Genomic DNA, 13,150 nt, shown 5'->3' with positions numbered 1-13,150 from the left:
GGGCGGGCAAGGTCAGTGATGATGCCGTCCTGCTGTATCGATCGTCCGGGATGACGGCCAAGGCCGATGGGATCGAGGATGATGCACGCTTCGGAAGGCCCAACATCGATGTGATCGACGATGTCTCCGACTAGCGTCTGGACCAGACCACCGCGACCTTGCGCAGCAACGCTGTCGGTTCTCGTGGTTCGGGCAAGAGCCAATGGGATGCTTCGCTTACCATGTCTGAAGCTTTTGATGACCTCTTGGCGCGATGCATTTCGGTTGATCTTGAGGTGGATCCCAGAACGGCGCGAATTTTCGCTCTTGCGGCGGTTCGTTACAATGATGCGCCACCGATCCTGTCACGCAAGGGGCAGTTGGAGAAGGCGCTGGATCGGCTGGAAGGGAGCCTGGCCGAGCCCGGCCATCTGATCGGTCACAACATCCTGCGCCACGATCTTCCGCATCTGGCGGCTGCACGGCCCCGGCTGGCGGCTGCGGCGCGGGTCGCCATCGATACGCTGTGGCTGAACCCTCTGGCCTTCCCGCGCAACCCCTATCATCACCTCGTCAAGCATCATCATGATGGCCGCCTCCAGGCCGGACATGTGAACGATCCCGAACTGGACGCGCGCCTGGTGTTTCAGGTGTTCACAAGCCAGCTCGACGCCTTCCGGCTCCTGAACGGCGAAGCGGCCGATGCGCTGACGGCCTATCATTTCCTCGCCACGCGGCCGGAGGCGTCGGCGGGGTTCGACGCCGTGTTCAGCGCCGTTCGCGGAGCGCCCGTTCCGTCGGTCGGAGCGGCGGAGGCGGCGATCCGGCGCCTGCTGGCGGAGCGGGCCTGCGCGCGACGGGTCGAGGAGATCCTGGAACGGCTCTCCAATCCGCAGATGGGCTGGCCCCTGGCCTATGCGCTGGCATGGACCTCCGTCGCCGGAGGCGATTCGGTGATGCCCCCATGGGTGCGCGCGCAATTCGCCGAGGCTTCGCATATCGTCCGATATCTGCGCGATACGACATGCGGCAGGACCGATTGCGCCTGGTGCCGGGAGATGAACGATCCCAGGCGCGCGCTCTCGCGCTGGTTCGGCTTCGATGCCTTCCGTCCCCAACCGGCGGACGACAAGGGCCGTTCCCTGCAGGAACGCATCGTGGACGAAGTGATGCAGGGCCAAAGCGTGCTCGGCATCCTGCCGACCGGCGCCGGAAAATCGGTCTGCTACCAGATTCCGGCGCTGTCGAAGTTCGATAGGATCGGGGCGTTGACGGTGGTCATCTCGCCGCTCGTCGCGCTGATGGCGGATCAGGTGCAGGGCATGGCGAGGGCGGGCATCTCGTCGGCCGTCACGATCAATGGCATGCTCTCGACGCCCGAACGGCAGAACGCGCTCGATCAGATACGCATGGGCGAGGCGGCGATGCTGCTGATTTCGCCGGAGCAGTTGCGCAGCGTCTCCGTCCGTTCGGTCCTGGCGCAACGGGACGTCGGGCTCTGGGTGCTGGACGAAGCCCACTGCGTTTCGAAGTGGGGTCATGATTTCCGGCCGGACTACCGCTACGTCAGCCGGTTCATCAGGGAATTCTCAGGCGACGGTCCCGTCGCGCCGGTGCTCTGCCTGACCGCCACCGCAAAGCCCGAGGTGGTGCGCGATATCCGGCAGCATTTCCGGTCCCGCCTGGGGACAGACCTCATGCTGCTCAACGGCGGCGCGGTGCGCACCAATCTGACTTTCGAGGTGCGCCCTACGCAGCGGGGCGCCAAGCTCAACGACATTCTGGACGTCATCGAGGCGAAGCTGCCGCGGGAGGGTGCGTCGGGCGCGGTGATCTATTGCGCGACGCGGAACCAGACGGAGCTGGTGGCTGAATTCCTGAAGCAGCAGGGGTTGCCGGCCGAACGCTTTCACGCCGGTCTTCCGTCCGATGAGAAGCGCGACGTCCAGGAACGTTTCCGCGTCGGCGACCTCAGGATCGTCGTCGCCACCAACGCATTCGGCATGGGAATAGACAAGCCCGATATCCGTCTGGTGATCCATGGCGATATTCCGGGATCGCTGGAGAACTACCTTCAGGAAGCGGGCCGCGCGGGCCGGGACCGCGCCCATGCCGACTGTGTGCTGCTGTTTGCGAGCGACGACGTGGAGCGCCAGTTCTCGCTCTCCGCCCGGTCGCGGCTCGCACGTCACGAGATCGGCGCGATCCTCAAAGCCCTTCGCAGGGTGGACGAGAAAACGAAGAAGACGGGGGAAGTGGTCGTCACGTCGGGCGAGGTCGTGCGCGCGGAACACGACCAGCAGTTCGAGCGCGACAGCGCGACCGACGATACGCGCGTCAAGACGGCCATCTCCTGGCTGGAAGAAGCCACGCTGCTGACCCGGGAGGAAAACCGGGTGCGAATCTTCCCGTCGTCGCTGCGCATCCGCAAGCTGGATGAGGCCAGGGCGATCCTCGACAGGACCACGATCACCGCCGCCCGGCGCAGGCAGCTTCTGGACATCGTGCGCCATCTGATGAACGCGGCGCCCGATCAGGGGATTTCCACGGACGAGCTGGCGGGCGTCAGCGGTTTGACCGGCGGCGCGCTGAACAAGGCGATGGCCGACCTGGAGGTGCTGGGCGTCGCGCGCAACGATGTGGCGGTGACGGTCTTCGTGCATGTCGGCGTCGAAGGCGGTTCGCCGCGACGGCTGCAGCAGGCTTCGAGCCTCGAGGCCGATCTCATCGCCTTGATGCATGAGGCCGCGCCCGATGCCGAGGGCGCGGAGGCGCTCCCGTTGCATCTGTCCGAAGCGTGTCAGGTTCTGCGTGACAAGGGCCATGCCGGCGTGCGGCCCGATATCGTGGAGAAGCTCCTGCGCGGAATAGCCCGCGACGGCCACGATCAGGACGGCGGGCGCGGCAATATCCGGCTGCGCAAGGCGTCACGCAACACGCTCATGGTGGCGTTGCAGCGGCCGTGGCCGATACTGGAGCAGACGGCGGCGGTCCGGCGGCAAGGGGCCGAGCTCCTGCTCAGGCATCTGACAGGCAAGGTCGCCAGGCGCAGGCGCGGCAAGGACATCCAGGTCGAAACCACCCTCGGCGATCTGCTGGCGTCGCTGAACGGCGACGCCTTCCTGCGCGATGAGGCGAAGGACATGACGAAGCTCATGGACCGCGCCCTCATATGGCTGCACGAGCAGGGCGTGGTGACGCTGGGCAAGGGGCTGACCGTATTCCGCCCGGCGATGACGATATACCTGCGCCCCGCCGGCGGCTCCTTCACCCAGAAGCACTTCGAGCCGCTGGAAGACCATTATGGCGAGCAGACCATCCAGACCCATGTGATGGCGGCCTATGCCGAGAAGGGTCTTTCATCGATGGATCAGGCGCTGCGGCTGTCGGAAGACTATTTCACGCTGGATCGCGAGGCCTTCCTGCGCCGCTGGCTGCCCGGCGACGGGGGCGCGATCTGGCGCCAGACCACCGGCGCTTCATGGAAGGCGATCGTCGAGGACCTGGACAATCCGGTGCAGGAGAAGATCGTCAGCGACGACCGGGAACAGACCAATGTCCTGGTGCTGGCCGGCCCGGGCGCGGGAAAGACCCGGACGCTGGTCCATCGGATCGCCTATCTGATCCGCGTGAGGCGCGAAGACCCGCGCGGCATCCTGGTGCTCAGCTACAACCGCCACGCGGCGGCGGAAATCCGGGGGCGGCTGCGGCGTCTCATCGGCGACGACGCCAATGGCGTCACCATTTCCACCTGCCATGCGCTGGCGATGCGGCTGGTCGGCGCAAGCTTCGCCGGAACCCCGGCGGACAGCCGCGACTTCGACGATATCGTCAGGGAGGCCGTGCGCCAGCTCAACGGCGAGGGATTGAGCCGGGTCGAGGCCGAGGCGCAGCGCGATGCGCTGATCCACGGCTATCGCTGGATTCTCGTCGACGAATATCAGGACATCGGTCAGGAGGAGTATGCGTTGATCGCCGCTGTCGCAGGCCGATCCCTGGACGATCCCGATCTGCGGCTCAGCCTGTTTGCGGTGGGCGACGACGACCAGAACATCTACGCCTTCGCCGGAGCGTCGATCCGCTTCATTCGGCAATTCGAGGCGGACTACAGGGCGAAGCCCGAGTTCCTGACGGAGAACTACCGTTCGACCCGCCACATCATCGCGGCGGCCAATTCGGTCATCGCCCCGGCGGCGGATCGCATGAAGACCGGCCATGACATCACCGTCGACGGCAAACGCAGGAAGGACCCGCCCGGCGGGGTGATGGCCGCCCTCGACCCGGTGGCCAGGGGGCGGGTGCAGTTGCTCTATTGCCCGTCGGGCGATGCGGGGCGGCTGGCCATCGCGGCGGTGGATGAACTCGTGCGCCTCTCGCGCCTGGACCCGGATTGGAACTGGTCGCGCACGGCCATCATCTCGCGCGACTGGCGAGGCCTGGAGCCGGTGAGAAGCTATGCCGAAGCCCTTGGCGTCCCCGTCGAGACGGCGAACGAGACCCTGCCGAACATCTGGCGGCTGCGCGAGATGCAACGGCTGGCGGCGGCGTTGCGTGGGGATTCCGGGCGGCTTCTCGGCGTGGCGGATGTGCTGGAGATGCTGGGCGACCAGCCGCGTAATCGCTGGACCGACCTGATCGCCGAGGGCCTCGCCGAACTGGCCCGCGAACTTTCCGACAAGAAGGCGCCGGCGCCCGACCTCATCGAATGGCTTGCCGAATGGGCCCGCGACACGCGGAGCGAACAGCGAGGGCTGCTTCTGTTGACGGCCCATCGCGCCAAGGGACTTGAATTCGACGACGTGGTGATCCTGGACGGCGCCTGGGAGAAGCCGTCGAGAGGCGAGGATGCCGACGCACCCCGCCGCCTCTTCTATGTCGCCATGACGCGCGCACGCCGCAGCCTGGCCGTGATGGCGGGCGGCGCCGGCGCGCATCCGTACCTGCATGCGTCGCAGGACTCGGTGCTGCAACGGCCCGTGGCGGTCGATGCCGACGGTTCGCACGATCCTGGATATCGGTATCAGACGCCCGACATGCGGCAGGTCGACTTGTCCTATGCCGGGCGGCTGCGCGCCGGACACCCGACGCTTGCCGCCATCGCGGCCGCCAGGGTCGGCGATCCCGTCACGCTTGTGGCCCACGACGGAGGATGGCTGCTGCATGACGCAAAGGGGCGATGCCTCGGCCGGATGTCCCGGATCTTCGCCCCTCCTGACGGCCTCGCTTTCCTGCGTGGCGAGGTCGGAGCGATTGTCCGCTGGCGCAGGGCGGACAGCAAGGAGGAGTATCGGGACAGTCTCCACCGTGAAGACTGGGAAGCCGTCCTGCCTGAGCTGGTGTTCGGCCCCCGACCGGCGGAAGGCGGGCGTTCCGCGCCATCCGGATCATAGAGAGGCCGGCGCCCCGGCCCGATGCTGAAGACATGGATTCCCGTCAGACGGGAAAGCCCGCATCAGTCGTTCGGCTCAGCGAAGTCGGTCGGTGAAGAACTTCGCGATGACGGCGTAGGCCTCCCGCGCCTCGGGCACGCGCGAGTCGTAGAAGAAGGCGTGGCGGCCGCCCTCCCAGACATGCAGGCGGGCGTCGACGCCGTCGGCGACGAGGCGGCTGTGCAGGTTGACGGCGCTGCTCAGCGCGAAGTCGCGGGTCCCCACGATGACCAGCGTCGGCGGGAATCTTCGCAGGGTCGCCGGGTCGGAGGCCGGGAAGGCCCGCGGGTCGCCCGCGCCGGCCGAGCGCATGTAGCCCAGGCGCGCGCCGCCGGCGCCGTCGGAGGCCGGCGCCTCGCCGTCGCCCAGCAGCATGCCCGTGATGCGGGAGTCGCCGCCCATGCCGGGATCGCCGCCCGCGCAGAACACGCCGGCCGCGGCGGGCGCGGGCAGTCCCTCGGCTTGGAACCAGGCCAGCGACTGGGCCGTCAGCAGCCCCCCGGCCGAACAGCCGTAGAGGCCGATCCGGGTGGCCGGCGTGGTCTTCAGCACCTCGCGGTAGACGGCGGCCACGTCCTGGCTCGCCTCCGGGAACCGGCCCTTGGGCGCGAGGCGATAGTCGATGCTGATCACGCGCAGGCCGGTGAGCGCCGCGATCGGGATCGACTCCAGGCCCCCGCATTCCACGAAGCAGCCGACGAAACCGCCGCCATGCACGTTGAGCAGGACCGGCGCGTCGGGCGCGCCTTTCGGTGGCTCATAGATGCGGACCGGCACGCCGCCGATCGTCGCGTCGCGGATCTTCACCGGATAGGCCGCCTTCATCCGCTCCAGGCGCGGGCCGAACAGCGCGGCGTTGAATTCCGCGGTCGGGCGACCGGACAGGCTGCGCTCGGTCAGGATGTGCTCGACGCGGGAGTCGTTCCCTTCGCGGCTCATCAATGCCGAGCTTGGGACGTCCATCGCCGGGATGCTGGTCGTCCCCTCTTTCGAGACCGGGACGGGCGCGGCTTCGGCGGCCGGGGCGGCGAACAGGGTCAGGGCGACGATCGATGCGCCGATCCTCATCGGGCGGCCTCCTGGGGCTTGGCGGCGCTGTTGCGCGATCCGGGGATGAGGCGGTCGGCGGCCAGCACGAGGGCGGGCACGACGGCGGCCACGTACATGTTGTCGACGCCGTAGGGGTTGCCGAGCAGGTACCAGGCGGTGGTCGCCACGCCGCTGGCGATCAGCGACGCGACGGCGGTGCGCGGCGAGCCCAGCCACGGCAGGTAGACGCCCAGGCAGGCGACGATGGCGATGGAGAGCCGGAGCGCCCGGGTGAAGAACGAGAGCTCCAGGATGTGCGGCGTGAAGAACACGCAGAGCAGCGGCAGCATGCCCACGGCCAGGGCGACATACCGCGTCGCCTTCAGCTCGGCGTCGGCGTCCGGCTTGCGCCAGGGGACGTAGAAGTCGCGCATCACCAGCGCCGTGGTCGCCAGCGCCACCGTGCTGACGCTGACCAGCACCGAGGCCACCAGCGAGACGGTGACCACCGAGGCCAGGGCGGGCGACATCTGCTCGATGAAGACCGGCAGCGCATAGAGGCTGTCCTGCGTCGGGTAGAGGTAGCGCGCGGCGACGCCGATGAACCCGAGCGCGAAGCCGAGCGGCAGGCAGAGCGCCGCGGCGATCAGCACGGACGAACGCGCCGCGCCCTCGTTGCGGTTCGAGGCGATGGCCTGGACGATGTACTGGGTCGAGAAGATCGCGCCGACCGTGCCGACGATCCAGGCGAGGATCTTGTTCGGCCCGACCAGGCCGTCCCAACTGAAGTAGTCGGCGGGCAGGCCATGGCGGATCGGCTCCAGCCCCCCGCTGAGCATGGCCGCGACGCCCACCAGGATCGCGATCCCCACCAGCTTCACGAGGCTGTGGAGCACGGTGACGTAGGCGATGCTCTTGAGCCCGCCGAACACGTAGTAGACCGCGCTGAACGCCGCGATGATGAAGGTCGAGACCGTCAGGTCGGTGTGGATCGCCGAGCTCAGCGCCGCCGCCCCGCTGACGTAGTTGCCCACGTTCACCAGCAGCAGGGCATAGATCATGATGATCGACACCACGATGCGCGCGCCGTTGCCGTAGCGCTGCTCGACCAGCCCGGAGATGGTGTGCTGCTGCGAGGTGTAGACCTTCCGCGCGAAGATCAGCCCCAGCAGCAGGAAGCCGATGGCGGCGGCATGGACCGACCAGCCGGCCGCCATGCCCTTCTCGAAGGCCTCCTGCGCGGTGCCCACCGTCGACTTGGCGCCGATGAACTCGCTCATCAGCAGGATGCCGATCACGACGGCCGGCAGCGCCTTCGAACCCACCATGAACTGGGCGCTGGTCCGGCTGCGCAACGCATAGGCCAGGATGCTGGTCAGCACGATGTAGACGATCACCGAGCCGGCGATCAGCACCTCGCGCGAATGGGTCGGATCCATGTCGCCTCCCTCCCTTCGGCGTGCGCCGAGGGGGTCTTGTTCGCGTTACTCGGCCAGCTCGCGCATGACCTTGATCAGGTCGGACTTGCCCTCGAACCCGATGCCGGGAAGGTCGGGCATGACGATGTGGCCGGCCTCGACCTTCACCCCGTCGGGGAACCCACCGTAGGGCTGGAAGAGGTCGGGGTAGCTCTCGTTGCCGCCCAGGCCGAGGCCGGCGGCGATGTTCAGCGACATCTGGTGGCCGCCATGCGGGATGCAGCGCGAGGGCGACCAGCCGGCGGTGTCCAGCACCTCCAGCGTGCGCATGTACTCGACCAGGCCGTACGACAGCGCGCAGTCGAACTGGAGGTAGTCGCGATCGGGCCGCATGCCGCCGTAGCGGATCAGGTTGCGGGCGTCCTGGTGGCTGAACAGGTTCTCGCCGGTCGCCATCGGGCCCGGATAGAACTCGGCCAGCGCCGCCTGCAACTGGTAGTCCAGCGGGTCGCCCGCCTCCTCGTACCAGAACAGGGGATAGTCCCGGAGCGCCTTGGCGTACTCAATGGCGGTGAGCGTGTCGAAGCGGCCGTTGGCGTCGACCGCGAGTTGCGCATCCGAGCCGATCTCGGCCAACACAGACTCGATCCGACGGCGGTCGACGGACAGGCTCTCGCCGCCGATCTTCATCTTCACGACGTTGTAGCCGCGGTCGATGTAGCTGCGCATCTCGGCGCGCAGGGCGTCGTCGTCCTTTCCGGGATAGTAGTATCCGCCGGCCGCGTAGACGAAGACCCGCGGGTCCGCCTCACGCCCGCTGCGCTCGGCCAGCAGCCGGAACAGCGGCTTGCCGGCGATCTTGGCCACCGCGTCCCAGACCGCCATGTCGATAGTGCCCACCGCCACCGAGCGCTCGCCGTGGCCGCCCGGCTTCTCGTTGGTCATCAGCGTCCGCCAGATGCGGTGGGGGTCCAGGTTCTCGCCCGTGTCGTCCAGCAGCGCGGCGGGATCGGCCTCGCGCAGCCGGTCGGCGAAGCGCTCGCGGATGAGGCCGCCCTGGCCATAGCGGCCGTTGGAGTTGAAGCCGTAGCCGACGACCCGGCGGCCGTCGCGGACCACGTTGGTCACCACCGCCACCAGGCTGGCGGTCATCCTGGAGAAGTCGATGTAGGCGTTGCGGATCGGCGAGGCGATCGGCTTGGTCACCTCGACGATATCGACGATGCGCGGGGTGTCGACCGAAACGCCCGGCTTCAGAATCGCAGTCACAGAGAAGCTCCTCCACAGACGAGCAGCTCCTGCCCGGTGATCGCCGCGGCGTCCGGGGAGAGCAGGAAGGCGACATAGGCCGCGATCTCGTCGGGTTCGATGAAACGCCCGATGGGCGGGGTGACGGGCGCGACGGTGCGGTCATCGCGCGTGAGCATGGGGGTCGCCGTCGCCGCGGGCGCCACCACGTTGCAGGTGATCCCCCGCGGCGCGAGCTCGATGGCCCACGAGCGGACGAGGGCGACGACCGCGGCCTTGCAGGCGGCGTACTGGCTCTTGCCGGCGGCGCCCGCGCTGGTGCGGCTGCCGATGGCCACGAGCCGGCCGCCCGGCGCCATGGCCGGCAGCAGCGCCTGGCCCAGGCGCGTGAGCGCCTGGACATGCACCGCCCACATCGCCTCGCCGTCCGCGGGGTCGAGTTCGGCCAGCGCGCCGGTCCGCATGAAGCCCGCCGCGTGGACCAGCGCCTGGACCGGCGGAAGGTCGGCCACCAGGGCCGCCACGCCGGCGGGATCGGTCAGATCGGCCGCCTTCTGCGCGGCGAAGTGCGCGGCGCCGTCATCGACGGCCAGGTCCACGCCGACCACCGACCAGCCGGCGCTGGCGAGCCGGCGGGCGATGGCCGCGCCGATGCCGGAACGGCTGCCCGTCACCAGGACGGCCGATGGCGACGTCGACGCCATGTCAGGCGGCGGTGCGCTGGGCGAGGCCGGCGCCTTCGACGGCGGCCTTGATGCGGGCCAGTTCCTCCGGCGACGGCGCGACCGTCGGCGGGCGCACCGTGCCGCGGTCGAAGATGCCGGCGGCGGCCATGGCCGCCTTCATGCAGGCATGCGCCTCGCCGGTGGGCTCGCCGTCGCCGTAGACCGACTGCTTCAGCGGATCGATCACGCCCTGGATCTGCATGGCGCGCTTGAGGTCGCCGGCGGCCACCGCGTCCAGCAGGTCCTGGATCAGGCCCGGGATCAGCGAGGCGAAGCCGACGAGGGCGCCGTCCACGCCCTGGACCATCGAGGCCAGCAGGTATTCGTCGTGGCAGGTCAGCAGCGCCTTGTCTGGCGCGGCGGCGCGGATCGCCTTCAGGTCGCGGGCGTACTTGTTCATCTCGCGCGTGCCGATCTTGAAGGCATGCACGTGGTCGAGCCCGGCCAGCTCGGCCAGCAGCTCGGACGAGAACGAGGCCTTGGTCCAGGCCGGGTAGACGTGGACGACCAGCGGCAGGCCGCAAGCGTCGCCGATGGCGTTGAAGTAGTCGATCACGTGCGAGGGGCGGAAGCCGAAGCGCAGCCAGTGATGCGGCGGCATGATGTCGAGCGCCGAGGCGCCGGCGGCCTTGGCGGCCTTGGCCTGCGCGGCCGCGTCGAGGATGCCTTCGCAGACGATGGAGGAGATGACCGGCACGCGGCCGTCCACGGCCTGGGCGGTGATGCGGGTGACCTCCGTGCGCTCCTCCGGCGTCAGCGAGAACACCTCGCCGGTGTGGCCGTTGGTCATCAGGGCCTTGATGCCCCGCTGTCCGCTGAGCCAGCGCGCAAAACGGGTGAGCCCGGCCGCATCGATGCTGAAGTCTTCGTGGAACGGGACGGCGATCGCGGGGATCAGTCCCTTGAGGTCGAGGGAATGCGGCACGGGATCAGGGCTCCTGATTCAGGGTGAATGTCGGTGGGCCGCCATGCCGCCAGCGGCGCGCACGGCTTCGGAAAGGCGGGCGGCCGCGTCGACCGTCAGGTCGCGGGTGTCGGCCAGGAACTCCTGCTCGGTGCGGCCGAAGGCCGGGGCCGCGGCGCTGACCGCGGCGACGGGCACGCCGTCCACGTCGGTGATGGGCGCGGCGATGACGCGCAGGCCCGTGACGGTCTCCTGATCGGAGAAGGCGTAGCCCAGGCGGCCCGTCTCGGCGATCTGCGCGAGGATCGTGTCGACGTCGATGATGGTGCGGTCGGTCAGCCGCCGGGGCGGGGCGGCCTCGAGGATGGCGCGCTGGGCGTTCAGCGGCATGCGCGAGAGGATCGCCCGGCCGATGGCGGACGAGTACGCAGGCACCCGGTTGCCGACGCGGATATCCACCGCCAGCCGCTCGAGCCCCGCCTGGATGCGCTCGATGTAGACCACCTCGTGGCCGTCGAGCACGCCGATCGAGGCCGCCTCGATCCGCTCGCCCACGATGGCGCGGAGCAGCGGCCGGGCCAGGCTGCGGATATCCGACCGCGCGATGGCGTTGAAGCCCAGCTCCAGGCACTTGAACGTCAGGCGGAAGCGCCGCGTATCGGGGACGCGCTCCACATAGCCCAGCATCACGAGCGTATTGAGCAGCCGGAAGGCGCCGGCGTTGTCGAGGCCCGCCGCGCGCGCCACGTCCGCCAGCACCATCTCGGTCGCATCCGGCCCGAACGCCTGAAGGACGGCGAAGGCTTTCGCCACCGACTTCACGATGTTCTTGTCGTCGCTCATCTCGTGCCCCTGCATGGTCATTTCGCTGGGGCTATTTGGCGTGCTTTTCGAAGAACTTGAAAATCGCCGGCAGTTCGATCTCGAACGCGCTGGCGTGGGTGCCGCCGGGAACCTCCACATACTCAGGTGTGACGCCGCCCGCCTTCAGGGTGGCGATCGTCTCGCGCACGCGGTCCAGCATCAGGTCGTCGCGCTCGCCCACGACCACGCGGATCGGCAGTTTCGAGAGCGCCGGGACGTCCTCGGGGATGACCCCGCCGTACGCTCCGGGCGCGATGGCGGCCCACATCCCGGCGTGCCGGCCGCCGATCCACCACGTGCCGCCGCCGCCCATCGAGTTGCCGGTCAGGTACCGGCGGGCGGGATCGATGTTGAACTCCTTCTCGACCAGGGCGGTGACCTGGAGGACGTCCTGCTCGCTGCGCTTCACGCGGGTCATGTCGCGGCCCGCCAGCCCCGCAAGGCCGCGCTCGGAGCCGTAGGCGCTGTTCAGGCGGTAGCCCAGCGGGGTGACCACCACGAAGCCGTGCGCCTCGGCCAGCTTCTGCATGCGGCCGCCGTCGCGGCCCAGCATGTTGGTCTCGTCGAGGTTCGCGCCGTGCAGGGCGACGACCAGGGGCCAGCGCCTCGCCGGCGTCCAGCCCGTGGGCACGTAGACCTGATAGGGAATGAGCTCGCCCGTCTCGGCGAAGCGGTAGGCGCGGTTCTGCAGCCCCGTGGCCTGGCGGACCGGATCGCGGCCCGCCTTCAGGGCGGCCACGATGTCGGACGAGCGCTCGATCGCGGCCGGGAAGTCGTACGAGACGACCTCGCGGCGGCCGGCCTTCATCGCCTGGGCCAGGGCGAAGGGATACTCGGCCAGCGCCTTGGCCTCCTCGTGCCCCGGCACGCCCGCCAGCTCACGCTTCAGGGCGGCGTAGCGCGCATCCAGGTCCCGCACGAGGTAGACGGGCTGGACGATCTCGGTCGTCGCGGCGCCCGCGGTGACCTTGGCCAGCAGCAGGTAGGCGCCGTCCGGAAGCCCGGAGAGCTCGGCCTTGATCCGCGCCGGATAGGCGTCGAGCCGCCCCCGTCCCAGCGGCTTGATCAGGGCCCCCTTCTTCGGGGTCGCGGACGTCGTCGGCTGGCTGGCGTAGAGGTCGAGCGCATAGGTCACACGGCCGCTCGCGGGGTAGAGCATCTCGGCGGTCAGGACGTCGCCCGCGCCGGTCCAGATCTGGCTCGGCGTGCGCAGCGCGACCGCGCCGAGGCGCTCCTGCTCCGGCGTCCAGGCCAGCCCGTCCATCAGCCCGACCGCGCGCCAGAGCGTGCGACGGGCCTCGGGCTCGGGCTGTTTCGCCGCCTCGGCGACCAGCGCGTCGACCTGCGCCTGGACGGCCGGCGTCGCCCCTGCCCGCAACTGGCCCACCGTCTGGGTCAGCACCTGCATCCCCGGCCGGAACGCCAGGCGCCACGCCGCATCCTGCTGCACCGGTGTCGCCTTCGCCGCCGGCTCGTAGTCGACGAGTTGCGCCCTCGCCTCGGCGCCGGCGATCGCAGTGATCGCGGCGCCGAGGACCATGGCGGCCCGCGCTG

The 13,150-nt window shown here is 69.2% G+C and carries 8 protein-coding genes; 1 reads left to right on the top strand and 7 read right to left on the bottom strand.

Going from position 1 to position 13,150, the window contains the following annotated elements; translation table 11 throughout:
- Nucleotides 1–221 precede the first annotated feature (221 nt).
- Nucleotides 222–5,369, top strand: a complete 5,148-nt coding sequence (locus KF737_RS00815) for a RecQ family ATP-dependent DNA helicase (protein WP_296449241.1) — start codon at nt 222–224, stop codon at nt 5,367–5,369.
- A 75-nt stretch (nt 5,370–5,444) separates the two neighbouring features.
- Here the strand turns inward: KF737_RS00815 and KF737_RS00810 are convergent, their stop codons facing one another.
- From KF737_RS00810 to KF737_RS00780, 7 genes are read right to left on the bottom strand one after another with little or no spacing between them, the layout of a single operon-like run.
- Complete coding sequence (locus KF737_RS00810) at nt 5,445–6,476, bottom strand: alpha/beta hydrolase (RefSeq protein ID WP_296449236.1); 1,032 nt, start codon at nt 6,474–6,476, stop codon at nt 5,445–5,447.
- Nucleotides 6,473–7,876: a sodium:solute symporter family protein gene (locus KF737_RS00805; RefSeq protein ID WP_296449232.1), complete on the bottom strand. Its 1,404-nt coding sequence runs from the start codon at nt 7,874–7,876 to the stop codon at nt 6,473–6,475. Before KF737_RS00805 ends, KF737_RS00810 begins: the two co-directional genes overlap by 4 nt.
- A 45-nt stretch (nt 7,877–7,921) precedes the next feature.
- Nucleotides 7,922–9,124 (bottom strand): mandelate racemase/muconate lactonizing enzyme family protein, encoded by a 1,203-nt coding sequence (locus KF737_RS00800; protein WP_296449229.1) that lies wholly within the window; start codon nt 9,122–9,124, stop codon nt 7,922–7,924.
- A complete protein-coding gene (locus KF737_RS00795; protein WP_296449226.1) occupies nt 9,121–9,807 on the bottom strand; it encodes an SDR family NAD(P)-dependent oxidoreductase in 687 nt (228 codons plus the stop codon). Before KF737_RS00795 ends, KF737_RS00800 begins: the two co-directional genes overlap by 4 nt.
- A 1-nt stretch (nt 9,808) precedes the next feature.
- Nucleotides 9,809–10,753 (bottom strand): dihydrodipicolinate synthase family protein, encoded by a 945-nt coding sequence (locus KF737_RS00790; protein WP_296449224.1) that lies wholly within the window; start codon nt 10,751–10,753, stop codon nt 9,809–9,811.
- 18 nt (nt 10,754–10,771) lie between these two features.
- Nucleotides 10,772–11,575 carry an IclR family transcriptional regulator gene (locus KF737_RS00785; RefSeq protein WP_296449221.1) on the bottom strand — a complete coding sequence of 268 codons (804 nt, stop codon included), beginning with the start codon at nt 11,573–11,575 and terminating at the stop codon, nt 10,772–10,774.
- 31 nt (nt 11,576–11,606) lie between these two features.
- Nucleotides 11,607–13,136: a PHB depolymerase family esterase gene (locus tag KF737_RS00780; RefSeq protein WP_296449218.1), complete on the bottom strand. Its 1,530-nt coding sequence runs from the start codon at nt 13,134–13,136 to the stop codon at nt 11,607–11,609.
- Nucleotides 13,137–13,150 lie beyond the last annotated feature (14 nt).

The organism is Phenylobacterium sp. (genome assembly GCF_019636135.1).
Taxonomy (GTDB): domain Bacteria; phylum Pseudomonadota; class Alphaproteobacteria; order Caulobacterales; family Caulobacteraceae; genus Phenylobacterium.
Note: the sequence above shows the minus strand (reverse complement) of the source record. Positions and strands in the feature narration are given on the sequence as shown.

Excerpts from the sequence above, each read along its gene's own strand:
- KF737_RS00815 (WP_296449241.1), top strand. The coding sequence starts at position 222 with ATGTCTGAAGCTTTTGATGACCTCTTGGCGCGATGCATTTCGGTTGAT.
- KF737_RS00805 (WP_296449232.1), bottom strand. The coding sequence starts at position 7,876 with ATGGATCCGACCCATTCGCGCGAGGTGCTGATCGCCGGCTCGGTGATC.
- KF737_RS00785 (WP_296449221.1), bottom strand. The coding sequence starts at position 11,575 with ATGAGCGACGACAAGAACATCGTGAAGTCGGTGGCGAAAGCCTTCGCC.
- KF737_RS00780 (WP_296449218.1), bottom strand. The coding sequence starts at position 13,136 with ATGGTCCTCGGCGCCGCGATCACTGCGATCGCCGGCGCCGAGGCGAGG.
- KF737_RS00810 (WP_296449236.1), bottom strand. The coding sequence starts at position 6,476 with ATGAGGATCGGCGCATCGATCGTCGCCCTGACCCTGTTCGCCGCCCCG.
- KF737_RS00795 (WP_296449226.1), bottom strand. The coding sequence starts at position 9,807 with ATGGCGTCGACGTCGCCATCGGCCGTCCTGGTGACGGGCAGCCGTTCC.